The sequence below is a fragment of the Nonomuraea turcica genome (assembly GCF_030718205.1).
GTDB lineage: Bacteria > Actinomycetota > Actinomycetes > Streptosporangiales > Streptosporangiaceae > Nonomuraea.
Window position 1 is genome coordinate 365,133 of sequence record NZ_JAUZQF010000002.1, and the last position, 21,865, is coordinate 386,997.

Consider the following 21,865-nt stretch of genomic DNA (forward strand, 5'->3'; position numbering starts at 1 on the left):
GGATCTGCGGCCGGCTGTTGCAGGGGGGTCACGCCGCCAACGTCGCGTCGTCGACGACCTCGTGCCACTTGACGCCGGCGGCGATGGCCTGTCGCCAGGGGCGGACGGCCTTGGGCGGCAGGCCGATCGTGAGGACTCCGGTCAGCCGGTCGCCGGTGCGGTAGGCGGCCAGGAACCGGCGTTCGTCCAGATCCCCCTCCATCACCGCGATGCCGTCGTGGCCGCGGAGGTAGCCGTAGGCCTGGATCTTCATGTCGTACTGGTCCGACCAGAAGTACGGCACCGGGGCGAACGGCTTGCGCGCGCCCGGGTTCAGGAGATTGCGGGCGGCGGCCATGCCCTGCTCGGCGGCGTTGGTGCGGTGTTCGATGCGCATGGACGTGCCGAACAGCGGATTGTGCCAGCGGGCGACGTCTCCGGCCGCATAGATGTCCGGGCCGGCCGCGCTGAATTGGTCGCACACGAGGCCGTCGTCCACCCGCAGGCCGCTGCCTTCCAGCCATTCGGTGTTGGGCAGGGAGCCGACGGCGACGAGCACCTCATCGGCCCGCACCAGTTCCCCGTCGGCGAGCCGCACCCCATCCCCGGTCACCTCAGTGACGGTGACGCCGGTACGCAGGTCGACGCCGTGCTCCAGGTGGGCCCGGGTCAGCACGCGGCCCATCCGCTCGCCGAGGGCGTGGGCCAGCGGCACCGGCGCCGGTTCCAGCAGGGTGACCTCACAGCCGAGGCCGCGGGCCACGGCGGCGGCCTCGGCGCCGAGGAATCCGGCGCCGACCACGGCCAGCCGCCGCCCAGGGCTCAGCCGGTCCCGCAGGGCCAGGGCGTCGTCCAAGGTACGCAGCACGTGCCCGCCCTGGCCGGGCAGGCGACGCGGCCGCACCCCGGTGGCCACGATCAGCCCGTCGTAGGGCACTGCCGATCCGTCCGCCAGCCGCACCGTACGCGCGGTGCGATCCAGGCCGGTCGCGGCGTCGCCGAGGCGCAGGTCCAAGCCGAGGTCCTCGAGATGCGCGGACGGGCGCAGCGGCAGCCGCCTGGCGCTCCACTCGCCCGAGAGGATCTGCTTGGACAGCGGCGGCCGGTCGTAGGGAGCGTATGGTTCGTCGCCGATGAGGGTGATCGTGCCGTCGAAGTCCTCTCGGCGCAGCGTCTCGGCCACCGCGAGCCCGGCCGCCGAGGCGCCCACCACGACGACGCGCTTCACTGCGCCACCAGCCGGATCGCCGCGGCCGGGCAGATCCCCACGGCCTCCCGCACCCCGTCGAGGAGCTCCTCGACGGGCGTCTCGTCCAGCAGGATCGCGACGCCGTCCTCGTCCCGCTGGTCGAACACCTCGGGAGCGGCCAGGACGCACTGGCCCGAGGCCACGCACTTGGGTTCGTCGAGTTCTACACGCATGGGAGCTCTTCCTCCTTGATGTGGGGCGGTTACCAGGTGACGGGCAGGGAGCGCAGGCTGTAGGCGATGCCTTCGAACGCGAACTCGAGTTCGTCGACCGGGATGGCCAGGCGCAGGGTGGGGATCCGCCGGTAGAGCGTGCTGTAGACGACCTGGAGTTCCACGCGGGCGAGGTTCTGGCCGAGGCACTGGTGGGGGCCGTACCCGAAGGCCTGATGCCGGCGTGCGTTCCGTCCTAGGTCGACCCGGCCGGGCTCGGGGAAGGTCTCGGCGTCCCAGTTCGCGGCGCCGAGATCGAAGATGATGCCGTCGCCGGCCCGGATGACCTGGCCGCCGATCTCGATGTCTGCTGAGGCGATCCGGCGAACCCCGGTGTGCACGATCGTCAGGTAGCGCAGGAGCTCTTCGACCGCGGCGGCGACGACCTTCGCCTCGTCCGTGTCGCGCAGCACGGCGAGCTGATCGGGGTTCTGCAGCAGGACGAGCGTGCCAAGGGGGATCATGCTCGCGCTGGTCTCGTGCCCGGCGATCAGCACGGCCACGCCCATGGTGGCGGCCTCCTCGCGGGTCATCTCGCCGGCCTTGATCCGGGCGGCCAGCTGCGACAGCATGTCGTCGGCCGGGGCCGTCATCTTCTGCCCGAGCAGGCCGTCGAGGAAGCCCAGCAGCGCGGTGCTCGCCGCCGCCGCCTCCTCAGCCGACGAGTTGTGGCTGAGCGCGATGGTGCTCTGGTGATGGAAGAACTCGTTGTCCTCGTACGGCACGCCCAGGAGTTCGCTGATCACGAGCGTCGGCACCGGCAGGCCCAGCGCCGTGACGAGATCGGCCGGTTTCGGGCCGGCCAGCATGGCATCGATCAGGTCGTCGGTGATCTTCTGGATGGCGGGCCGCAGGTCCTCGACCTTTTTGACGGTGAAGGGAAGGTTGACCATCCGGCGGAGCCGGGTGTGCTCGGGCGCGTCGGTGTTGGTGATCAGCGGTGGGGTGACGCGGGCGACCTCTGCCCGGCCCCGGGTCATGTGGGGGAAGCCGGGCCGCTTCTCGTCGATGCTGACGCGTGGGTCGGTGAGCAGCGTGCGCTGGTCGGCGTGGCGGGTGATGAGCCACGGCGTGCTGCCGTCCCAGATCAGCACCTTGGAGATGGGCTCTTCGACGGTCAGCCGCCGCACGGTCTCCGGCGGGTGGAACGGGCAGCGGTTGTCCCGCGGCATCGGGTAGCCGGGAACCGGCGATGCCGCTTCACCTGCGGCGGTGGCCAGGATGTCAGCCATGGGTCCTCCCTCACTCTCTGTCTCGGCGGCAGGTTGCCTCCTAGCCGATCGGCTAGCTCATTCCTAGCCGATCGGCAAGCCGCGAGGCTACAGTTTGTGGCGTAAGTCACTTGTCGATCGGCTAGTTGGATACCTGCCGATCGGCAAGCTAGGATCGAGAGCTCCAACGAGATCCGACACTGCAGGGAAGCTGCGGAAAGGGGCAGATATGGCGGTCAAAGCCGCTCAAAAGGTGCCCAGCGTGCCCGATACCCGGCAGCGTCTCATGGACGTGGCGGTGCGCCTGTTCACCCGGCACAGCTTCGCGGGCACGTCACTGCAGATGATCGCCGACGAGCTGGGGATCACGAAAGCCGCCGTCTACCACCACTTCCGCACCCGCGAGGAACTGCTCACCGCGGTGGTCGAGCCCGTGCTGAACCAGCTGCGGGTCCTCGTCGAAGCCGCCGAGACGAAACGCACTCCCCATGCGCGAGCCGAACATCTTCTCACCGGCTATGTCGCGCTCGCCGTCGAGTTTCGGGCCGTGGTCGCCGTCTTCACCACCGATGCCGGAGCGATCGAGATGCTGCGTGCCCAGCCGCAGACCGTCGACCTGATCCACCGCCAGCTGGACCTTCTCGCCAACGTCACCCCCGGCCCGGCCGGGCGCGTCAACGCCACCATGACGCTGGCCGGCATCGCCGCCGGGGCCGGCCGGGCACTGCTCCGCCTCGATGACGACGCCCTCCGCCGGCACCTCGTCGAAGCAGGCCGCCGCACCCTGGGACTCCGCGCGCCACGCCGCCCCGTCGGCGACGCGACGCCTCACCAGCCGGCAGCGACGGCCTGATCCGCGCCGAGGCGGCAGAACCCGTGTCCCCCGTCGTATCCAGGCCGTTGACCCTTCTCCTGCCAGTTGGTGATGCTTTGGAGTGTTTTCGGAGTCCGCGATGCGGGTCCGAGCACGGTCAACCGAGTCCAGGCGTCCAGGGGCGGCGCCGGCGGCCAGCAGTATGACGGTTCATCGTTTCGGCATATTCGGGGCATCAATGCGATCGGCCGGCAAGATGAGCAGAACAAACCCGACGACCATGACCCAGGCGGGGAAGATGATCTCCGACCAGGCCACTCGGCTGACGAGCAGCACCTGCACCAGCCCGACGACGTAGCCGGCCAGGATCAGCCAGCGGGGGAACAGGCCGAGGCGGGCCACGATGGTTGTGGCGGTCAGCGCGAAGACGCCCGCCATGCGCGGTGCGTACTCGGTGAGCAGGGTGATCGTGAGATGACGCCCATAGTGCAACAGCCCGGCCGGCGGGATCGAGCCCTTCATCGCATCGATCGTGACCACGAAGGCGCTCGCCGTCGCGCCGAAGACGAAGAGCATCGCCACGTACAGCAGGCCAGCGCCGAGGAACACCGTCGCGAAGAACCTGTCCTCCCGCGCGCCGATCGAGTCGCGCAGCGCGCCCATGAACCACAGGAAGAAGACCCCTCCGAACGGCAGGAGGATCAGCGCCTGCCGCAGGGCGTCGCGGCCGGCGACGTCGGCAAGGTAGGCGGTCACCTCAAGCGGGCGCTCGGGTATCGCCCTGCGCACCAGGATCATGGCGCCGCCCAGCAGCAGGGCGGACAGAATCCCTGCGGCTCCCGCGGCGCGCGGCGTCCGCAGCGCCTTCGCCGACGGTTCGGCACTGTCCTGCATGAGGTCCCTGTTCCCGCCGAGACGCCGGATCTTACTCGGCCGCGCCATTTCTCGGTGCTGCGCGAACGTGCGCACGTTCGCCTTGTTTCCCGATGAGACTCAAGTACTCGACGGGACCTGCGCTGGTGGCCCCGAACCAGTGCGGGGTGCGCGTGTCGAACTCCGCGGCCTCCCCGGGCTTGAGGATGAGGTCGTGTTCCCCGAGGACAAGGCGGAGTGTTCCATTGAGGACATAGACCCAGTCGTAGCCCTCGTGGGTGCGCAGGTCGGGTTCGGCGTCGTCGTTTCCTGTCGGGAGGACGAACTTGTAGGCCTGGATTCCTCCGGGCCTACGGGTCAGCGGCAGGATGACCGAGCCGTCGCCGCAGGGGATGGGACGCAGATTGATGCGGGGGTCGCCGGTCGGCGGCGCGTCGACGAGCTCGTCGAGTGTGACCCCGTAGGCGCGGGCAAGCGGAAGCAGCTGCTCGAGCGTGGGACGTCGCAGCCCCGCCTCGAGCCGGGACAAGGTGCTGGTGGAGATGCCGGTCTCCGCCGCGAGGTCGGCGAGCGTGACCTCGCGATGCAGCCGAAGGCGTTTCAACCTCGGTCCGACAGCGTCAAGGGTGCGGTCAATGGTTTCATCCACCCATCCATTTTGCCATTCGGCAACAACGTTTGCGTATCTGCCTCCTCCGTCTGCACCATGACGATCGAACCGAGGAACGCACCCGCAGAGGGGTGCACGACACGAGGACGACCTATGACGCACGCGTTCGACAAGGACTTCTGGGAGCGGCACTGGCAACAGGGGCGAGCTGGGGGCCCCGGATCCATGGGCGGCAACCCGCCGAACCCGTACCTCGCTCAGGAGACCAGCGGCCTGACACCGGGCACGGCACTGGATGCCGGGTGCGGCGCCGGGGCCGAGGCGATCTGGCTCGCCTCCCACGGCTGGCACGTCACCGCAGCCGACATCTCGTCCGAGGCCCTTGCTCGCGCTGCCGAGCGCGCGGCGACGAGCGGAGCGCCCGAGCGCTTGCAGTGGGTTGAGGCGGATCTGAGCGTCTGGAGCCCGGACGCGCAGTTCGACCTGGTCATGACCCATTACGCCCACCCGGCGATGCCGCAGCTGGAGTTCTACGACCGCATCGCCGGATGGGTGGCTCCCGGCGGCACGCTGCTCATTGTGGGGCACCTGCACACCCCGGGCTCCACCGGCCACGGGCACCACCCTCCTGCCGAAGCCTCGGCCACCTCCGCGGCCATCACCGCGCGCATGGACGGCACGAAGTGGGAGATCGTCACCGCCGAAGAGCACCTCCGCACGCTCACCGGCCGCGGGGGCCGAGCGGTCCCCCTCCACGACGTCGTCGTGCGCGCCAACCGACGCCGATAGTCCCGCCATCCGACAGCGCCAGGGCCCGTTGCTCCGGCGTCGATTCCCCTTGCCTTCTCGAAAGGAATCCCATGAGTACGAACCGGTCCTCAGACGCGGAAGCCCCCGACCCGACCATCCACGACCCACGACAACGACGTACGATCTTGGCCGGGGTCTGCATCGCGCTCATGGCGGTCATCGCATCGGTGTCCGGGCTCAACGTCGCCCAGCCGGAGCTCACCGTCGCGTTCGACGCCTCGCAAACCGAGGTCTTGTGGTTCATCAACATCTACACCATCACACTGGCCGCGTTGCTGCTGCCGCTCGGCGCGATGGGCGACCGGTTGGGCCGCAGGCCAGTGCTCCTCGCAGGCCTGCTCGTCTTCGGAACAGCGAGTGCGGCGGCCGGCCTTGCCACGTCGTCGGAGATCATGCTCGCTGCGCGTTTCCTGAGCGGCGTAGGCGCAGCGATGATCATGCCGGTCACCCTCGCCGTCATCACCTCGACCTTCCCGGACGAGGAGCGTTCCAAGGCGATCGGCGTGTGGACCGGCGTCGCCGGCGGTGGAGGCATCCTGGGGATGTACCTGTCAGCCGTCCTGGTCGACCTGGCGAGCTGGCGGTGGCTCTTCGTCCTGCCGGTCGTGCTCGTCGTCGTCGCCACCGTCATGGCGCTGCGATCCATCCCGAACTCGCGTGAGCCGTCAGGGCACGGGTTCGACGCCGTCGGTTCGTTCTCGTCCGTGGTCGCGGTTGTCGGGCTCGTCTTCTTCCTCCAGGAGGGCCCCGAACGGGGCTGGACCGCGCCCACGACGCTCCTGAGCCTCCTCCTCGGCGTCATCGCCGCTGTCGGATTCGTGGCATGGGAGCTGCGCCGACGGGCTCCACTCCTTGACGTCCGCCTGTTCCGCGAGCGAGGTCTCGCGAGCGGTTCCGTGTCGCTCTTGACGGTCTTCGGCGTGCAGGCGGGGATCTTCGTGGTCCTCTTCCCGTACTTTCAGGCGGTGCTCGGCTGGTCCGGCCTTCGCTCCACCCTGGCGCTCATGCCGATGGCGCTGCTGATGATGATGGCCTCCGGCCTTGCCCCGAAGGCAGCCGCGCGCATCGGCGGCCGCTCGACGATGGCCTCAGGGATCTTCCTGGGCGGCGCGGGGCTGGTCCTCATGGCCACCTTCGTGTCCGTCGACGGCGGCTACCTCTCGATCCTCCCCGGCATGCTCGCCATGGGACTCGGTATGGGGTTGACGATGACGCCCTCCACCGAGGCCATCACCACCGCCTTGCCGCGCGAGCGTCAAGGTGTCGCGTCCGCGCTCAACGACGTCACCCGGGAGTTCGGCACCGCGCTCGGTGTCGCACTGCTCGGAGCGGTCCTCACCGCCGGCTACCGCAGCGCCATCGCCTCCCGGCTCGACGGAGTGCCGGGCGACGCCGCCGACACCGCCCGCGAGGGCGTCGCCAACGCCCTCGCGGCCGCCGACGGGGTCGGCCCCCAAGCGCAGGCGCTGATCCGAGCCGCCCAAGAGTCCTTCGTCGACGGCTGGCAGCAGGCCATGTGGGCAGGCGCAGTAGTCATGGCGGGCCTGTTCGTCTACGTTCTCGCGCGAGGTCCGCAGCAACGGCCCTCCCAGGGCTCCGGCAGCAACAGCCGTGAAGCCAACGATGTAGATGTAGTCGCCGATGAGAACGTCGCATATCCACAGCCTTGCGTGAATGACGAGCACTCCAGGTCAGCAGAAGTACGCCGGTGAACGGCCGACGTACCTCACAATGTGAGTGATGTCATCCCATCTCCTTGCGCGGGCCACAGCCTCTCTCTTCGGCTTGGCCCTCGGCGACGCCTTCGGTTCCCAATTCTTCGTTCCCGCCAATCACCACCCCTCTCCGCGCGTCTCCTTCCCCCCAGCCCATGGCAGTGGACGGATGACACCGAGATGGCGTGCTCCATCTATCGCATCCTGGCCGATCACGGCACCATCGACCAAGACAAGCTCGCCACGAGTTTCGCCGCCCGTCATGACTTCGACCGCGGATACGGCCCGGCGACAAACCGAATGCTCCGACTGGTTCGCGAAGGAGGCGACTGGCGGACGCTTTCCGCGGAGCTTTTCGACGGCAAAGGCTCCTGGGGCAACGGTGCCGCGATGCGCGTGGCACCGCTCGGCGCCTGGTTCGCCGACGACCTGCCACAAGCCGTCCGACAGGCCGCCCTGTCGGCACAGGTCACCCACACTCATCCGGAAGCGGTGGCCGGCGCCATAGCCGTTGCCGTGGCCACAGCCGTGACCGTCAAAGAGCCCGACCTCCCTGCCGGGCATTTCCTCGATCGGATCAAAGAACACGTGCCCGCGAGTATGGTCCACGACGGCATTACCGAGGCGCGGCAACTCCTCACCATCAGCGACCCCACACTCGCCGCCCGGATGCTCGGCAACGGGCGGCAGGTCAGCGCTCACGACACGGTCCCGTTCACCCTCTGGGTGGCAGCTCGCGAACGCCATGACTTCGAAGCGGCCATGTGGACCACCGCGGCGGCCGGCGGGGACGTCGACACCACGTGCGCCATCGTCGGCGGCATCGTCGCGGTTGCCGAGGACACTCACCTGCCGCCGGAGTGGAGAAGACGATGTGAACCGCTACCGGACTGGGCAGGTGTCCCGACGGCCGGCCTTGAGTCCAGCCCATTGGACGGCTCTTAGGCGTATCACGAAGCCCTCTGACGCAATCGCCAGGAGGTCAAAGATCGGCGAGGAAGTCCCGGGCGATCGCCCAGGCGCGCTCGGCGGCCTCGGCGTTGTAATCGGGCAGATCAGGGTCGGTGAACAGGTGGCCAACGCCCGGATAGCGGAAGACCTCCACGTCGGCCCGAGCCCGGCGCATCCTGAGGTACCAGGCGTTCAGCCAGTCGACGGGTTCGTAGGTGTCGGGATCGGCGACGTGCAGCTGGACAGGCAGATCGTCGGCCGAGACACCATCGGCCAGGTCGGACGTGCCGTGCATCAGCAGCAGCCCGCGGCACCGCTCGTCGGCCAGAGCGAGGTTCTGCGCGAGCGCCGCGCCCAGCGAGAAACCCGCGTACACCAGGCCGCCGTCAGCGGACAGCGGGGCGGCCGCGGCCACGGCCCGCTTCAGCAGCTCGTCCCGGCCGATCTCTTCCTTGATCGCGATGCCTTCCTCGGGCGTGTCGACGACCCGGCCGCCGTACAGATCGGGGACGTGCACGTCATGCCCGGCCGCCCGCAACCCGTCAGCGGCCTGGTGAACAGCAGGCCGCAAGCCATACATCGAGTGCAGAAGAAGGATCCGCGCCATACGCGCAGCTTAGTGGTCAGGTTCGTAAATCCTTCGGGGGCTATGCGGCGGGGTTCAGTACGCACGCGGGCGGCTTTGGCGGCGAGCTGCGGGTCGCGGATGAAGATCCAGGACTGGTGCTGCCCGGGTTTGAGCGCGTCGCAGGTGAGGATCCCGGCGGACGGTGGAGGCGGAGATCGCCGCCGCCAGGCCACGGGAGACGATCTGCTCGGCCAGATCCGGACAGCTCCAGCGCGACAGCGGCACTCCGGTCTCGGCGGGTAACTGGCAGGCCAGCGCCTTGACCTCGGCGACCTGGACCGGGGTGAACGTGGGTGGCCGTCCCGAGCGCCGGCGGTCTTTCGGGCCGTCCAGGCCGTGGTCGGCGTAGCGGCCTCAGCTGACCGACCCCCACATCCGCTACCACGGCCAGTTCCCCTACGTCGAAGGCGAACCGGCCACCGGAGACCAACTACCCCTCATCCTTAGGAAGATCGGATGCCTCAGAGAGCGATCTTCGGAGCCACTGACCAACATCTGGCTCGCCTTCTCGCCGACAGAGCCGGCCACCGGACCCTTACCCCTTGACGAACGTCTACCCCGTCTCCATTATGAACACATATTCATGAACGAGCGTTCACGAGGGGGCATAGTGCAGATCGTCAACACGCATCAGGCGGAGGCGTGGAATGCATACGAAGGCGAGCACTGGGCGCGCAACCACGACCGCTATGACGCCGTGAACAGCGGGTTCAACGACCTACTTCTGGACGCGGCCGGGATCGGCGAGCGCGACCGGGTGCTCGACATCGGGTGCGGCAATGGCCAGGTCACCCGCCTGGCCGCCCGCCGCGCCCGGCTCGGCCACGCCTTGGGTGTCGACCTGTCCATGCCGATGCTCGCGACGGCCCGCGGGCTGGCGGCCGCCGAGGACATTTCGAACGTGACCTTCGAGCAGGGCGACGTGCAGGTCCACCCGTTCCCGGACGCCGGCCTCGACGTGGCGATGAGCCGCTTCGCCGTGATGTTCTTCGCTGACCCGATCGCCGCGTTCACCAACGTCCACCGCGCTCTCCGCCCGGGCGGCCGCCTTGCCTTTCTCAGCATGACCGACCCGACCGGCACGGATCTGGGCGAGGTCCTGGCCGCCCTTGCGGGGTACCTACCCCAAGGCCGGACAGCCGGCGACCATGGGGGCGGGCCGCTCTCACTCTCCGACCCCGAACACATCACGACGCTGCTGACCGCCGCGGGCTTCTGCGAGATCGCCGTCTCCCTCGTCGAGGCGGAGTCGATCTGGGGCAGCGACACGGCAGACGCTGCCAAGTTCCTCATGGGCTGGGGCCCGGTCCGGTTCAACCTCGGTTCGGCCGACCGCGCGCCAGCACGCGCGGCGCTCGAAGCCGCGTTCGGCCGCTTCGAGCGCGCGGATGCCGTCAGATTGCGCGCCACCGCCTGGCTCGTGACGGGGGCCCGGTGATCAACCTGGAATCGGACGCGCCTCGCAGAACTCCCACCGCCCACCACGGACAGCCCAGCTGAGATCGGCGCTCTACCACTACGATCTGAATCGATGTCACCGAGAAAAGCGGCGGTGCTCCGGGAGGGCGACCGGAGCCTGCACGAGCATCTGGTCGCCACCACCGAGCGCATGATCTCCGAGCAGGGCACGGCAGGGCTCACCGTACGCGCCATCGCCCGCGAGGCCGGGGTCGCCGACGGTGTCCTGTACAACTACTTCGCGGACAAGGAAGAGCTGCTGGCTGAGGCGCTGCGCGCGCACGTCAGGTCTGTTGAGCGGGGACTTGGCGAGCTGCCAGAGCCGGGCCGCGGGACCATCGCGGATAACCTGCGCGCTCATATCGAGTACGGGCTGGCGATGCACCGGGCGATCCTTCCCGCCTTCGCCGGGCTACTCGCCCAGCCCAAGGTCCTCGACCGGTTCACCGAGCTGGGGAGCCCGGGCGAGGATTGGCGCGATCGGCTACGGGACTATCTGCGGGCGGAGCGGGAGCTGGGGCGGCTGGCCCTCGACGCCAAGGTGGACGCCGCGGCGGCGATGATCGTCGGGGTGTGCCACGAGACCGTGCTGACCCTCCTGTTCCAGGAGGTGGCACGGCCCATGGCGGCCGACGACATCGACGACCTGATCGCGGTCGTGCTGGACGGCATCGGCACCGGCCTCAGCTGACCGACCCCCCACATCCGCTACCACGGCCAGTCCCCTACATCGAAGGCGAACCGGCCATCGGAGACCAACTACTTAGCCACGCCGGGGCGGCGCCCCGATCTCACTGACGCGGCAGCTCAGCGAAAGACCCCGCTGTAGGCGTTGAGGGCGGGCTGACCGCCGAGGTGGACGTACAGGACATTGGCGTCCTTGGGGATCTCGCCGCGGCGAACGAGGTCGATGAGCCCGGCCATCGACTTGCCTTCGTAAACGGGGTCGATGATCATGCCTTCCAGTCGTCCGGTGAGCCTGATGGCGTCGAGGGTGGACTGCACGGGGATCCCATAGGTGTCGCCGGCCCAGCCTTCCAGCACTGTGATCTCTTCCTCGCGCAGGTCCCGGCCCAAGCCGATGAGTTCGGCCGTGGCCCGGGCGATCTTCTCCACTTGGGCACGCGTCTCGGCGAGCTTGGCGGAGGCGTCGACGCCCAGCACGCGTCGCGGACGATCCTGGCCCGCGAAGCCGGCGATCATGCCCGCCTGGGTGCTCCCGGTGACGCTGCACACCACGATGGTGTCGAAGAAGACACCCAGCTCGTGTTCCTGCCGCTGCACTTCGTAGGCCCAGTTGGCGAAGCCGAGACCGCCCAGCGGGTGGTCGGACGCTCCAGCGGGGATCGCGTACGGGCGGCCACCGCCTGCCACGACCCCCTCCAGGGCTGCGCGCCAGCTGTCCTTCAGACCGATCCCGAAATCGGCCTCGACCAGGCGGACGTCGGCGCCCATGATGCGCGACAGCAGGATGTTGCCGACCTTGTCGTTGACCGCGTCCGGCCAGTCCACCCAGCTCTCCTGCACGAGTACGGCCTTCAGCCCGAGTCTGGCGGCGACCGCGGCCACCTGCCGGGTGTGGTTGGACTGCACTCCCCCAATGCTGACCAGCGTGTCCGCGCCCTGGGCGAGGGCGTCGGGGATCAGGTACTCCAGCTTCCGGGTCTTGTTTCCGCCGAACGCCAGCCCGCTGTTGCAGTCCTCACGCTTGGCCCAGACGCGGGCTCCGCCGAGGTAGTCGCTGAGCCGGTCGAGGGGGTGGACGGGGCTGGGACCGAAGAGCAGCGGATAGCGCTCGAAGTCGTCGATGGACACGTACGGCTCCTTAGGGTTGAGGCTTGTTGTCGGAAGGAGCAGGCATGGCCTCGAGGAGTGGGGCCAGGGTCTGCCAGTTGGCGCGCACGGCGAGTGCCGCTCCTTCCGCGTCTCCGGCGGCGCACAACGCGATGATCCGTTCGTGTTGCGCCACCGATCCTCGGCCGCTCAGGGAGGAGAATCGCATCCGCTCCACGCGCCGCAGCACCGGCGTGAACTGGTCGAGTACGGTGCGTATCGCCTGATTGGCGGATGCGATCACCGGGATGTCGTGGAAGGCGTCGTCCGCGGCGAGCGCCGCGTCGACGTCGTCGCGACGTAGGGCGTCGGCGAAACGCGCGTTGGCCTCCCGCATGGCGTCGAGTTCGCCGGCGGACAGATTCGGCAGCGCCTCCCGGACGGCGAGCTCGTGCATGGCGGCCGTCACCGACTGGGCGGCGCGCACGGCCCGGATGTCCACGGTGCTGACGATGGTGTATCGACCGGGTTTGGTCCGCACCAGCCCGGCCTGCTCCAGACGTGTCAGCGCCTCCCGGACGGGTGTGCGGCTCACGCCCAGCCACTGCGCCAGATCGCCGTCGTTGAGACGCTCCCCCGGGGTGAGTGTGCCGTCGACGATCGCGTCTCGGATCGCGCGATAGGCGTTCTCCCGGAGAAGTTGCCTGGCGACGACTCCTCGGCTCTGCGGAACTGGCATGCAATATATTGCATGCTTCATGTTGCAGGAGGTCAAGCCCCGTAGCGGAATTGGGGACCACTCACGGCCGGGAAACGCGGTGGTAGTGCGGCAGATCGAGCGGCGGCACCGGGAAGCCACCCTTCGCCGGCTCGTTGGACAGTTCCTCGAACTCGGCTTCGACCTGGGCCTTCCTGGCTTCCTTGCGCCGCTGGTTGACCGTGTCGAACCGCATCCAGATGGCCAGCGCCCCGACCACGATGATCCCGGTGACCGCGAGACTGATCATCCGGGAGTCGTTGATCACCACGCTGCGCACACCGGCGACCAGCAGGATCCACGCCAGGTTGACCGGGATCAGCACCTTCCAGCCCAGCGACATGAGCTGGTCGTAACGCACCCGCGGCAGCGACGCCCGCACCCACACGATGAAGCTGAAGGTCAGCACGAACTTGATGAAGAACCACAACACCGGCCACCAGCCCGTGTTGGCGCCCTCCCACAGCGAGATCGGGAACGGCGCCCGCCACCCGCCGAGGAACAGCGTCACCGCGATGCCGGAGGCGGTGAACGTGTGCAGGTATTCACCCATCATGATCAGGGCGAACTTCAGCGACGAGGAGTATTCGGTCTGGAACCCACCGACCAGCTCACCCTCACCCTCGGGCAGGTCGAACGGAATGCGGGCGGCCTCACCGAACATGCAGACCACGTAGATCAGGAACGACGGGAGCAGCAGGAACACATACCAGGTCTGCTCCTGCGCCGCCACGATCTCCGACGTCGACAGCGTCCCGGCGAACAGGAACACCGCCACGAACGACAGGCCCATCGCGATCTCGTACGACACCACCTGCGCCGCCGACCGCAACCCGCCCAGCAGCGCGTACGGCGAGCGCGACGACCACCCGGCCAGCACCACCCCGTAAACCGACACCGCGCCCATGGCCAGCATGAACAACACCGCCACCGGAAGATCCACCAGCTGCAGCGGCGTCTGCACGCCGAACAGGTTGACCATCGGCCCGAACGGCACGATCGAGAAGGCCAGGAACGCCGGCACCACCATGATGACCGGCGCCAGCAGGTAGAGCACCCGGTCCACCGTGCGCGGGAAGAGGTCCTCCTTCAGCCCCATCTTGATCGCGTCGGCGACCGACTGCAGCAGACCGAACTTACCGGCCCGGTTGGGGCCGTAGCGGTTCTGCATCCTGGAGATCAGCTTCCGCTCGAACCAGACCCCGAAGACGACGCCCAGCATCAGAAAGAGGAACAGCATCACCGCTTTGACGATGTGGACCCACAGCGGATAGGCCTTGTCGAAGTCGGCAAGGGTGGGATCGGCCGCGAGAACGCCTGCCATGACGTGGTTGCCCCTTCCTCCCCCGGCACTCGTTCGGTCCGGGAGCGGAAGGTCACGTTAGCCGGTGAGCCGATCGGTGTATTGAACGAATGCGAACAGCTGCTTCGGTGTCATCTGCGCCATCGCCCGGATCTCGCGGGAGAGGTGCGGCTGGTCGGCGTAACCACAGGCGACGGCCTCGTCCAGCGTGGCCGAGGGCCGTCTCCACGTGTCCACGGTCCGCTGGAATCGGGCAATCCGGGCTACCGTCTTGGGCGACAAGCCCACTACCCGGCGGAATCCGAGCTCGACATAGCGGCGGCTGACGCCCAGCTCATCGGCGAGGGCCCCGATGGTGGGCGGGCCGTCCGGCTCCTGCAGCCGCCACCAGGCGTGCGTGATCAGGCCGTTGGGGCCGGCGTCGGGGCGCAGCCACGCGGTCAGCCGCTCCTCCAGCAGCCTGAAGCGGTCCGCCCAGGTCGCCGACGCGATCAGCCGGCCGGTCAGCTCCGCGGCGCGGGTGCCGAGGAGGTCTTCAAGATGCACGGTCGTGCCGGCCACCTCACGTAGGGGCGTTCCCGTCAGCGCCGACATCCCGGCGGGGGTGAGCCCGACCGCCATCCCGTGGCGCCACGGCGTGTGGGCCGAGAACGTCGCGGTGGCGCGGGGACCGGTGACGATCGGGCCCATGCCGGTGAAGTCGATGATCAGAGTGGCCGCGTTGAGCGGCAGCATCCGGCTGGGGTGGGCGGACTCTCCCGCCCGGGTGCGAAAGCCGGCCCACCCCAGCACGTACGGACGCAGGTGCGGCGGTGACACACGGGTGATCATCTGGTACGGCTGCGCCTGTTGCTGCGTGGGCAGCGAATGAATCGCCATCACACCAGCAAGACTGCCCTAGTCTCACCTGGCCCGTGGAATCGACTCCCTCCCATGGAGGGATGCGGCGGTGTCGTGTCAGCGGCCGCGTCAGGACGGCGACGGCCCGGTATCAGGGCGGTCGCCGATTGTTGACCCCATGAACGGATCAGCGATCGCGGCCTCGGGGCTGCGAAAGGCCTACAAAGACAAGACCGTCCTCGACGGCATCGACCTGAATGTCCGGGCCGGCACGATCTTCGCCCTGCTCGGGCCCAACGGCGCCGGGAAGACCACGACCGTGAACGTGCTGACCACGCTGCTGGCCCCCGACGCCGGCAAGGTGATCGTCGCCGGGCACGACGTGGTCACCGAGACCAAGGCGGTGCGCGCGGCGATCGGCGTCACCGGGCAGTTCGCCTCGGTGGACGACCTGCTCACCGGCGAGGAGAACCTGCTGCTGATGGCGGATCTCCTGCACATGCCCAGGCCGCAGGGCAAACGAGTCGCCGGCCGGTTGCTCGACCGGTTCGATCTGGGTGAAGCGGCGAGCAAGCCGGCGGCGTCCTACTCCGGCGGCATGCGCCGCAAGCTGGATCTCGCCATGACGCTGGTCGGCGAGCCGCAGATCATCTTCCTGGACGAGCCCACGACGGGACTCGATCCGCGCAGCCGCCGCACCATGTGGGAGATCATCCGGGAACTGGTCGCCGACGGTACGACCATCTTCCTCACCACCCAGTACCTCGAGGAGGCCGACCAGCTCGCCGACCGCATCGCCGTACTCGATCAGGGACGGTTGGTCGCCGAGGGCACGGCCGACGAGCTCAAGCGCCGGGTTCCCGGCAGCCATGTCCGGCTGCGGTTCGCCGACCGGCACGCGCTCGACGTCGCGGCACAGATCCTGCACACCTCCACCAGGGACGACGAAGAGCTGACCTTGCGGGTGCCCGGCGACGGCGGGGTGCGGTCCCTGCGCGCGCTGCTCGATCGGCTCGACGCGCACGCCATCGACGCCGATGAACTGTCGGTGCACACGCCCGACCTGGACGACGTCTTCCTTGCCCTGACCGGCCACGCGAACAAGAAGGTCAACGCACGATGAACACCATCTCAGACTCCGCGACCATGCTGCGGCGCAACTTCCGCCACACGCTGCGAAACCCCCTGGCACTGTTCAACGGCATCATCATGCCGATCGTTCTGATGTTCCTGATGGTCTATGTGCTCGGCGACGCGTTCAGCGTCGGCGTCAACTATGCCGATTACGCGACGCCGGGGTTGATCCTGACGACCATCTGCTACGGCGTCGGCCCCACCGCGGTCGCGGTGAACTCCGATATGACGACCGGATTCATCAACCGGCTCCGCGTCATGGACGTGTCCCGGGCCGCGGTGCTGAACGCGCACGTGATCGCGACCATGCTACGGAGCCTGGTGGCCATCACCCTCATCATCGGGGTCTCGTTCCTGATGGGATTCCGGCCGTCGGCGAGTTTCTCGCAGTGGCTCGGCGTGATCGGCATCGTCGTGCTGGCGGTGCTGGCGATCGGCTGGCTGACCGTCGCGTTCGGTCTCGCGGCGAAGACGGCGGAAAGCGCGGGCATGGCCGCCGTCCCGCTGATGCTCCTTCCGTTCCTGAGCAGCGCCTTCACGCCGGCCGACAAGATGGGGCCCGGTGTGCGGCAGTTCGCCGAGTATCAGCCGTTCACCCCGATCATCGAAACCCTGCGCGGGCTGCTGACGGGCGCGCCGTCGACGGGCTCGGCCGTCACGGCGATCGCCTGGTGTGTCGGGCTGGCGCTGATCGGCTATCTGTGGGCGAGCGCGTCGTTCAAGAAGAGAGCGTGATTTCGGCCAGCTCGCGCCAATCCCGGCGCCGACCTTCGCGAGTCGCCTCGGTGAACATGTGTTCACCGAGGCGATCACGCGTGTCCGCGGTGATCCTGGAAACCTCCGGCAGCGAGTGATCCGGCGTGCCGCGCACGCCTTCGCTGGCCGCGAGCAGCCGCGCGGCCTGCTCGTACTGTCCCTGGCGCAGCGCGAGATCCGCGATCCCGACCAACACCGCGGCGATCAGCGGTGGATACGCCGTCTTCACGGCGGCGCTGAACGCCTCGCTCCGATAGGCACGCGCCTGCTCGAGATCCTCGGTGAGGTAGCCATGGAGGTCGCTGGTCCTGGCGTGGGTCAAGTCGGTCAGTTCCTCGTTGCCCGCCATCGCCCGCACGGTGTCCAGGTGCCGGCGTGCCTCGTCCGGCTCGCCGCGCCAGCACGCCAGCTGCGCCTTCACCAGCGCCAGGTCGGCGAGCGCGTCCGGCCAGGTCAACCCGCCCGCGCATCGCTGCGCTTCGGCCATGGCGGACGTGCTGGACCGCTCATCTCCGAGCAGCCAGTAGAGCTGAGCCTGCCGCGCGCGCAGGCTGACCACTTCCTCGTCCACGCCCAGCTCGGTGAGCGCCGTGACCGCCTCTTCGTAGTGCTCACACGCGCGTGCGAACTCGCCGCGCATGCCGAGCCGATCGGCCAGGAAGGTCAGCGCCAGCGAGATCCCCATCCGTTCACCCAGCGTACGGAACTCGGCAAGGGCGATTTCGGCGTCGCTGTCCACGTCGGTCTCGTCGCTGCCGAGCGTGAGCCGGAATCGGCCACGTGTGAGCCTGGCCTGCGCGCGCACCCAGGGGTCATCGTCGACGATCAGCGGATCCAACGCCGGCAGGAACCCTGTCGGCTCCTGCAGTATTCGCTTCCACAGCTCGACGAACCGAAGCATGGGGTGGTGGCCAGACCCGGTGCGCTGGGTGACCCGGTGCGCCTGGAGGATCCACTCCTCCGCCTGATACTGGTCGCGGCCGACCCCGGAGGTCAGGAACGTCGTCACGACCGTGTACGCCAGCGCCCGCACCTCATCGGGCACCTCTCCGGGCAGGGAGGCCGCCGCGACGCTCAACTCGGCGCCCTCGGCCCTGTGCCCGCTGAGGAACCAGTACCAGCCCGCGGCCCCGACCAGCCGCATCGCCTCCTCGGCCCATCCCCCGGCGATCGCTGCGCGCAGGGCCGCGCTGATGTTGTCGTGCTCGGCCTCGAGCGTGGCCAACCACTTCAGCTGCTCGGCCTGGCGCAGGTGCGGGTCGGCCGTCTCGGCCAGCTCGGTGGCGTAGGCGAGGTGCGCCCGGCGCGCGAGCTCGGTCTCCCCGGCTTCGTCGAGCCGGTGCGCCGCGTACTCCCTGATGGTGCCGAGCATCCGGTAGCGCGGCGTGTCCTCGCCGTCGGCGACCAGCAGCGATTTCTCGATCAACGCGGTCAGCAGGTCGAGCACCTGTTCGCCGGCGAACGTCTCGCCCCCGCACACCCGTTCGGCCGCTTCCAGGCTCGCCCCACCGGAGAACACCGAGAGCCGCCGCAGCACCCCACGTTCTGCCTCGGTGAGCAGGTCCCAGCTCCAGTCCACGACCGCGCGCAGCGTCTTGTGATGGGGCAGCGCCGTACGGCTGCCGCCGGTCAACAGGCGGAAGCGGTCATCGAGCCGGCGTGCCAGCTGGTCGATGGACATGGTGCGCAGCCGGGCCGCGGCCAGTTCGATCGCCAGTGGGATACCGTCGAGCGCCCGGCAGATCCGCACCATGGCCGACAAGGTATCGGCGTCGGTGCCGATGTCTTTGCGCACCAGCTCCGCGCGGTCCCGCAGCAGCCGTACGGCGGGCGAGGACTCGGCCTCGGACGGGTCGGCTCCCTTCGCGGGCAGCGCGAGCGGCTCGACCTGCCACAGCACCTCCCCGGTGATGCCGAGCGGTTCCCTGCTCGTGGCCAGAATCCGCAGCCTGCGGCACTCTCCGAGAAGCCGGTCCGCGAACGCCGCGGCCTCCTCGATCACGTGCTCGCAGTTGTCCAGGATCAGTAAGATCGTGCGCTCCCGGAGCGCGGCGATGAGCCGATCCATCGGTTCCCCACCCCGCGCATCGCCGAGCAACGGCTGGTCACGCAGGCCGATCGCGGTGAGGGCGGCCTGCGCCAGCTCACTGCCCGCGCGTACGGAGGCCAGTTCGACCAGCCACGCCCCATCCGGCAGCTCGGTGAGCATCGTCCGCGCGGTCTCCGTGGCCAGCCTGGTCTTGCCGGAGCCACCCGGCCCCGTCAGGGTGACCAGCCGGTAGTTGAGGGACAGACCGCCGACCGCGGCGATGTCAGCATCCTTGCCGACGAAGCTCGTCAGCTCGGCACGCAGGTTGGTCCTGCCGCTGTGCGCCCGCTCGCCCAGCTCTCCCCGGAGCAACGCGGTGTGCAGCGCGGAGAGCTCGGCCGATGGATCGGCGCCCAACTCATCGGCGAGCAGCTCGCGCGTCCGCTGGTAGAGGGTCAACGCCTCGTTCCCACGCCCCGATTCGGCGAGCGCTCGCATCAGGGCCGCCACGAACCCCTCACGCAGCGGGTACGTGGCCACCAACTCGGTCAGCTCGGAGACCAGCTCCGAGCCACGGCCGAGGCGAATGTCCGCCTCCACCCGATCCCCGAGCGCGGCGACGTGGAGCTCGTCCAGCCGCGCGACCGCGGCGTCGAACGCCTCGCTGTCGTGCAGTGCGAGGTCCGCCATGGCCTTACCGCGCCACAATGCCAAGCCTTCGCGCAGCAGATCCGCCCGCGCCGCCGGCTCGGCGGTCCGGGCCTGACCGACCAGGTGCTCGAACCGGCTCACGTCCACGGCATCAGGAGCCACGGCCAGCCGGTAGCCGCCGGAGTCCGCCTCGATCACGCCGTCCGGCAACACCCTGCGCAGCCTGGACACCAACGCCTGCAAGGCATTCACTTCGTCCGCGGGCGGCCGTTGCCCCCAGATCCAGTCCACCAGCCTCGCACGCGTGACGATCCGGCCGGGTTCGAGGGCGAGTGCGGCAAGCAATGCGCGCAGTCGAATCCCAGGAACCTCCACCACGGCCCCATCACCGTTCCGGACCTCAAACGGCCCGAGCAATCCGACTCGCACATCAGCCATTGTGCCGAACCGCGGCGAAACCGACGAACCGACGCCGGGCGCAAGCCGCGAACACCGCCGACCTTCATCGGACCGTTATCATCGCGGGCGGGGTGCCGGGCTCGGCGAGCTCGATGATGTTGCCCAGGTTGTCGGTGACGAAGGCGATGCGCTGACCGATCGCGGGCACGTCCATGGGCCCGCCGATCAGCGGCACGTCGCCCTCGCGCAACTGGGACACGGTCGCGTCGAGATCCTCGACGGCGAGGCAGAAATGGTGCAGGCGCTCCGGGTCCATGCTCGTGAGAATGTCGCGGGTCGGCGCCTCGCGGCGGTTCGAGGCGCCCGCGACCAGCTCGATCTTGACGTCTCCGTTGACGATGAAGACGAACGTCGTGCCGTGGGATTCAAACCGCTGGTCAAGGACGAAACCGAGCTTGCTCGCGTACCACTGGATGGTGGTGTCGAGATCCTCGGGCGTCACGCTGATGCCGACATGGTCGTGGGAGAAGGTCATGCTCATGTGAACGAGATTGGCTGTCGGTCGAGCCGGTAACCAGAGACGGTCCGGCGGGAGGACAGCTGATACCACCCTTGGAGGCCGCGTCGGAACGGGCGGAAATCCGGTGGCGGGAGCGGGGGTCGAGGGTCGATCATGCCATCGTGGAGACGCCACATCCCACCATCACGCCGGCTCGCGAGATCGCCTGCGACGAGTCGGGCTGGGAGGGCGCCAACCTCGTGGCCGGAAACTCGGACGTCATCGCGTACGCCAGTGTCCGGCTGAGCATCGGCGAGGCCGCGGAGTGCCTGCGCGAACTCGGCGGTCGCGACGGGCACGTGAGGCAGGTGTACAAGGCGTCGCATGTGCTCCGCGCGGATCGGTCCACGTTGGCGAGTTTGCTCGGCCCGGCCGGGCCCATCCATGGCAATGCCTTCGTCCATCTCACCGAGAAGGCCTACTTCGTCGTCGGCAGACTCCTCGACTTCGTCCTCGGGCAGTCCGCGGAGGCGGCGAGCGCCGGCGTGGTCGCCGATCGGCGGCTCACCGGGCTGGCGACCACGCTCAGCCGTGAAGGTCCCGGCACGTTCGGCCGTGATCGGTGGCAAGCCTTCCTGGTGGCATCCAATGCCGTCCTGCGGACGAAGAGACCCCGGAACGTGCGTGAGCCCGTGGACGCGTTCGTCGATCTGGTCGAGACGCTGGCGAAACTCGACGGAGGCAGTCGCGTGGGCGCGATTCTCGACGAGCTTCGAAGAAACAGATCGGTTGCCTACGCGGCGCGGGCCAGGCTCCTCGAGCACCGCGCCCTGCAACCGGCTCTGGAACCCTTGATCCCCTCCCTCGCCAGGACCATTCTCCATTGGAGCCGCGACGGCGCGAGCGACGTGTCGATCGTGCACGACGAGCAGTCCGCCCTGACCGAGCGGCGCATCCGGCGGCTCGAACACCAACTCCTGCCACCGGAGCGCCGCCTCTGGTTCACGCAGGTGGACTCGCGTACGGATCCGCGGGTTCAGGTGGCCGATGTGCTGGCCGGAGTCGCTCGGAGGCTCGCGGCCGACGAACTCCGCGACCGTGGCGATACGGAACTCGGTGAGTTGCTGCGCGCCTACATCGATCCGGCCTCACGGTGGTCCGACGAGCGGAGCTGGTCCCGCCTCGGCCCGGCGCGCTGATCGGCCGGCGTCGGC

General features: G+C 68.8%; 22 protein-coding genes. 9 read left to right on the plus strand and 13 right to left on the minus strand.

Annotation, left to right across the window (positions count from 1 at the left end):
- Positions 1-28: 28 nt before the first annotated feature.
- From Q9G87_RS07355 to Q9G87_RS07365, 3 genes are read right to left on the minus strand one after another with little or no spacing between them, the layout of a single operon-like run.
- Complete coding sequence (locus Q9G87_RS07355; protein ID WP_305915443.1) at positions 29-1,207, minus strand: NAD(P)/FAD-dependent oxidoreductase; 1,179 nt, start codon at positions 1,205-1,207, stop codon at positions 29-31.
- Positions 1,204-1,401 carry a ferredoxin gene (locus Q9G87_RS07360; RefSeq protein WP_305915444.1) on the minus strand — a complete coding sequence of 66 codons (198 nt, stop codon included), beginning with the start codon at positions 1,399-1,401 and terminating at the stop codon, positions 1,204-1,206. The genes Q9G87_RS07355 and Q9G87_RS07360 overlap by 4 nt, the downstream gene beginning before the upstream one ends.
- Before the next feature lie 29 nt (positions 1,402-1,430).
- Complete coding sequence (locus Q9G87_RS07365) at positions 1,431-2,672, minus strand: cytochrome P450 (protein WP_305915445.1); 1,242 nt, start codon at positions 2,670-2,672, stop codon at positions 1,431-1,433.
- 241 nt (positions 2,673-2,913) lie between these two features.
- Between Q9G87_RS07365 and Q9G87_RS07370 the strand changes: the two genes are divergently transcribed.
- Positions 2,914-3,504 (plus strand): TetR/AcrR family transcriptional regulator, encoded by a 591-nt coding sequence (locus tag Q9G87_RS07370; protein ID WP_305915446.1) that lies wholly within the window; start codon positions 2,914-2,916, stop codon positions 3,502-3,504.
- A gap of 171 nt (positions 3,505-3,675) precedes the next feature.
- Here the strand turns inward: Q9G87_RS07370 and Q9G87_RS07375 are convergent, their stop codons facing one another.
- A complete protein-coding gene (locus Q9G87_RS07375) occupies positions 3,676-4,407 on the minus strand; it encodes a hypothetical protein (protein ID WP_305915447.1) in 732 nt (243 codons plus the stop codon).
- The gene (locus tag Q9G87_RS07380) at positions 4,391-4,987 is read right to left on the minus strand and encodes a helix-turn-helix domain-containing protein (protein ID WP_305915448.1); all 597 of its coding nucleotides are present in this window, start codon (positions 4,985-4,987) and stop codon (positions 4,391-4,393) included. The genes Q9G87_RS07375 and Q9G87_RS07380 overlap by 17 nt, the downstream gene beginning before the upstream one ends.
- A 114-nt stretch (positions 4,988-5,101) precedes the next feature.
- Between Q9G87_RS07380 and Q9G87_RS07385 the strand changes: the two genes are divergently transcribed.
- From Q9G87_RS07385 to Q9G87_RS07395, 3 genes are all read left to right on the plus strand, one after another.
- Positions 5,102-5,737 (plus strand): class I SAM-dependent methyltransferase, encoded by a 636-nt coding sequence (locus Q9G87_RS07385; RefSeq protein ID WP_305915449.1) that lies wholly within the window; start codon positions 5,102-5,104, stop codon positions 5,735-5,737.
- 71 nt (positions 5,738-5,808) lie between these two features.
- A complete protein-coding gene (locus Q9G87_RS07390) occupies positions 5,809-7,470 on the plus strand; it encodes an MFS transporter (protein WP_305915450.1) in 1,662 nt (553 codons plus the stop codon).
- A 183-nt stretch (positions 7,471-7,653) separates the two neighbouring features.
- Positions 7,654-8,418 (plus strand): ADP-ribosylglycohydrolase family protein, encoded by a 765-nt coding sequence (locus Q9G87_RS07395; RefSeq protein WP_305915451.1) that lies wholly within the window; start codon positions 7,654-7,656, stop codon positions 8,416-8,418.
- 37 nt (positions 8,419-8,455) lie between these two features.
- Here Q9G87_RS07395 and Q9G87_RS07400 read toward each other — a convergent pair whose 3' ends face one another.
- Positions 8,456-9,031, minus strand: a complete 576-nt coding sequence (locus Q9G87_RS07400) for a dienelactone hydrolase family protein (RefSeq protein WP_305915452.1) — start codon at positions 9,029-9,031, stop codon at positions 8,456-8,458.
- A gap of 54 nt (positions 9,032-9,085) precedes the next feature.
- Positions 9,086-9,385, minus strand: a complete 300-nt coding sequence (locus tag Q9G87_RS60590) for a helix-turn-helix domain-containing protein (RefSeq protein WP_371825750.1) — start codon at positions 9,383-9,385, stop codon at positions 9,086-9,088.
- Positions 9,386-9,662: 277 nt separating this feature from the next.
- Here Q9G87_RS60590 and Q9G87_RS07410 point away from each other — a divergent pair, with 277 nt between their 5' ends.
- Both Q9G87_RS07410 and Q9G87_RS07415 read left to right on the plus strand, forming a co-directional pair.
- Positions 9,663-10,490: a class I SAM-dependent methyltransferase gene (locus tag Q9G87_RS07410; RefSeq protein WP_305915454.1), complete on the plus strand. Its 828-nt coding sequence runs from the start codon at positions 9,663-9,665 to the stop codon at positions 10,488-10,490.
- 93 nt (positions 10,491-10,583) lie between these two features.
- On the plus strand, positions 10,584-11,201 hold the full coding sequence (locus Q9G87_RS07415) for a TetR/AcrR family transcriptional regulator (protein WP_305915455.1): 618 nt from the start codon (positions 10,584-10,586) through the stop codon (positions 11,199-11,201).
- 116 nt (positions 11,202-11,317) lie between these two features.
- Here Q9G87_RS07415 and Q9G87_RS07420 read toward each other — a convergent pair whose 3' ends face one another.
- From Q9G87_RS07420 to Q9G87_RS07435, 4 genes are all read right to left on the minus strand, one after another.
- Positions 11,318-12,325, minus strand: coding sequence for a 1-aminocyclopropane-1-carboxylate deaminase (locus Q9G87_RS07420; RefSeq protein ID WP_305915456.1), 1,008 nt, complete (start codon positions 12,323-12,325; stop codon positions 11,318-11,320).
- A gap of 10 nt (positions 12,326-12,335) precedes the next feature.
- Positions 12,336-13,022 (minus strand): GntR family transcriptional regulator, encoded by a 687-nt coding sequence (locus Q9G87_RS07425; RefSeq protein WP_305915457.1) that lies wholly within the window; start codon positions 13,020-13,022, stop codon positions 12,336-12,338.
- A gap of 61 nt (positions 13,023-13,083) precedes the next feature.
- Positions 13,084-14,364, minus strand: a complete 1,281-nt coding sequence (gene nuoH / locus Q9G87_RS07430; protein ID WP_305915458.1) for an NADH-quinone oxidoreductase subunit NuoH — start codon at positions 14,362-14,364, stop codon at positions 13,084-13,086.
- Positions 14,365-14,421: 57 nt separating this feature from the next.
- Positions 14,422-15,222 carry a helix-turn-helix transcriptional regulator gene (locus Q9G87_RS07435; RefSeq protein ID WP_305915459.1) on the minus strand — a complete coding sequence of 267 codons (801 nt, stop codon included), beginning with the start codon at positions 15,220-15,222 and terminating at the stop codon, positions 14,422-14,424.
- 139 nt (positions 15,223-15,361) lie between these two features.
- On the opposite strand from Q9G87_RS07435, the gene Q9G87_RS07440 reads away from it, so the two are divergent.
- Complete coding sequence (locus tag Q9G87_RS07440; protein ID WP_305915460.1) at positions 15,362-16,306, plus strand: ATP-binding cassette domain-containing protein; 945 nt, start codon at positions 15,362-15,364, stop codon at positions 16,304-16,306.
- A complete protein-coding gene (locus Q9G87_RS07445) occupies positions 16,303-17,052 on the plus strand; it encodes an ABC transporter permease (protein WP_305915461.1) in 750 nt (249 codons plus the stop codon). The genes Q9G87_RS07440 and Q9G87_RS07445 overlap by 4 nt, the downstream gene beginning before the upstream one ends.
- Here Q9G87_RS07445 and Q9G87_RS07450 read toward each other — a convergent pair.
- On the minus strand, positions 17,036-20,131 hold the full coding sequence (locus Q9G87_RS07450; protein ID WP_305915462.1) for a BTAD domain-containing putative transcriptional regulator: 3,096 nt from the start codon (positions 20,129-20,131) through the stop codon (positions 17,036-17,038). The genes Q9G87_RS07445 and Q9G87_RS07450 overlap by 17 nt on opposite strands.
- A 124-nt stretch (positions 20,132-20,255) precedes the next feature.
- Positions 20,256-20,693 (minus strand): VOC family protein, encoded by a 438-nt coding sequence (locus tag Q9G87_RS07455; RefSeq protein ID WP_305915463.1) that lies wholly within the window; start codon positions 20,691-20,693, stop codon positions 20,256-20,258.
- A gap of 140 nt (positions 20,694-20,833) precedes the next feature.
- Here Q9G87_RS07455 and Q9G87_RS07460 point away from each other — a divergent pair, with 140 nt between their 5' ends.
- Positions 20,834-21,850, plus strand: coding sequence for a hypothetical protein (locus Q9G87_RS07460; protein ID WP_305915464.1), 1,017 nt, complete (start codon positions 20,834-20,836; stop codon positions 21,848-21,850).
- Positions 21,851-21,865 lie beyond the last annotated feature (15 nt).